The organism is Arthrobacter sp. 2MCAF15 (assembly GCF_052115605.1).
Taxonomy (GTDB): Bacteria; Actinomycetota; Actinomycetes; order Actinomycetales; family Micrococcaceae; genus Arthrobacter.
In genome coordinates this window covers 1-1,357 of sequence record NZ_JBFRGZ010000052.1, presented here as the reverse complement: position 1 = coordinate 1,357, position 1,357 = coordinate 1, and the positions used below count along the sequence as shown (strand labels likewise).

The following is a 1,357-nucleotide window of genomic DNA, read 5'->3' as shown; positions in this document are numbered from 1 at the left end:
CCCGGGGAATCATGTCAAGATGCCCGCCTGGGTTGTTTCGTGGAATCATTTGGTTTTGCCCGGATGGCGGGCTGGGGTTTGGTGCCCTGTTTCGCGGTGGTCAGTGTCAGGAGTTCGGCGCTGAGTGCCTGGATCTGACGCTGGATGGCAGCCGGGTTCAAAGGCTTGTTTTCCCGCCGCAGCCGCGTCTTCACGTCCCGGGCGACGGTGCCGGTGTCGGCCAGGACGCGTTGGAACGGAGTCGCGGGCCGGTCGTATTTCTTGCTGATCTTCGCTCCGGTCCGGACCTTCGCCAGGAGCTTCTGCTGCGGCCCGAAATGATTCGTCAGCAGCCGCTGGAGCGCCCAGATCCGGTTCAACAGGTCCAGCTCGGCGGCGGTGTCATAGCGGTGGTAGCCGACGGTCTGGCGGACGATGTGCCAGTTTTTCTGTTCCACATGCGCCCCGTCATTCTTGTTCCCGGACCGGGACCGGGTGAACGTCAGGTTCTCCTGTTCGCACCAGGTCAGCAGCTCCCAGTTGATGAACTCCGAGCCGTTATCGGAATCGATGCCCAGGATCGGGAACGGGAACGCGGCGGTCGCGTCTTTGATGGCGGCAAAGACCCATTTCTGGGCCTTGTTCCTTACCGACCGGGTCTCGGTCCAGCCGGTGGCAATGTCGGTGATATCCAGGGTGAAACAGAACTCGCCCCTGTTGTTGCCGCCCTCGTGGCCGACCAGATCGATCTCCACGAACCCGGGCACCGCGTCGTTCCATTCGGCCCAGGTCCGCATCGGGATGGAGTCTTTCAGCAGTGACCCCGGCTTGGTGTGGGACCGGCCCCGGGGATCGAGTTTCGCCCGGTCCGACTTGAGCCGGCGGTCAATCGTCGCCGGCGCGATCCGCAGCAACTGCGCCGCCGTGGTGTCATCGATCTGCAACTCCTTGAACCGGCGCAGGCGTGGCACCAGGTCCGGCAGGGCGGCCGCGAGCAGCCGCCCGCACGGGGTCCCCTGCACCGCCCAGCAGAACCGCAGCGCCTCGATCACCGGCTCCCCGTAGAGCGGAGGCCGCGGCGCCCGGGGCCGGACCGGCTTCAGCACCAGCGCCAGCCGCAACGCCTTCCGCGCATGGTCCCGGTGCCAGCCAGTCGTCGCGCACAACTCGTCCAGAACCTGTCTCTTCGCCGCCCGGTCCGAGCGCGCATAGCGGGTGGCAATCGCCTTGGTGACAGCCTTGCGTTCACTCATCGAAAGCTCCATGGCTCACACTGCCGAAGCGGCGGACACCACCCCCGACGGACACGCCGCCACGCGGGCATTCTCAGATGATTCCTCGAAAACCGCTACGCGGGCATCTTTGATGAGTCAACTCG

1 protein-coding gene is annotated in these 1,357 nt (G+C 65.3%); it reads right to left on the bottom strand.

Annotated elements, in window-relative coordinates; translation table 11 throughout:
• Nucleotides 1–14: 14 nt before the first annotated feature.
• The gene (locus tag AB4089_RS22915; RefSeq protein WP_441411561.1) at nucleotides 15–1,232 is read right to left on the bottom strand and encodes an integrase catalytic domain-containing protein; all 1,218 of its coding nucleotides are present in this window, start codon (nucleotides 1,230–1,232) and stop codon (nucleotides 15–17) included.
• Between the last annotated feature and the right edge of the window lie 125 nt (nucleotides 1,233–1,357).

Bases quoted from the DNA above. Each gene is read 5' to 3' on its own strand.
- AB4089_RS22915 (WP_441411561.1), bottom strand. From the start codon at position 1,232: ATGAGTGAACGCAAGGCTGTCACCAAGGCGATTGCCACCCGCTATGCG.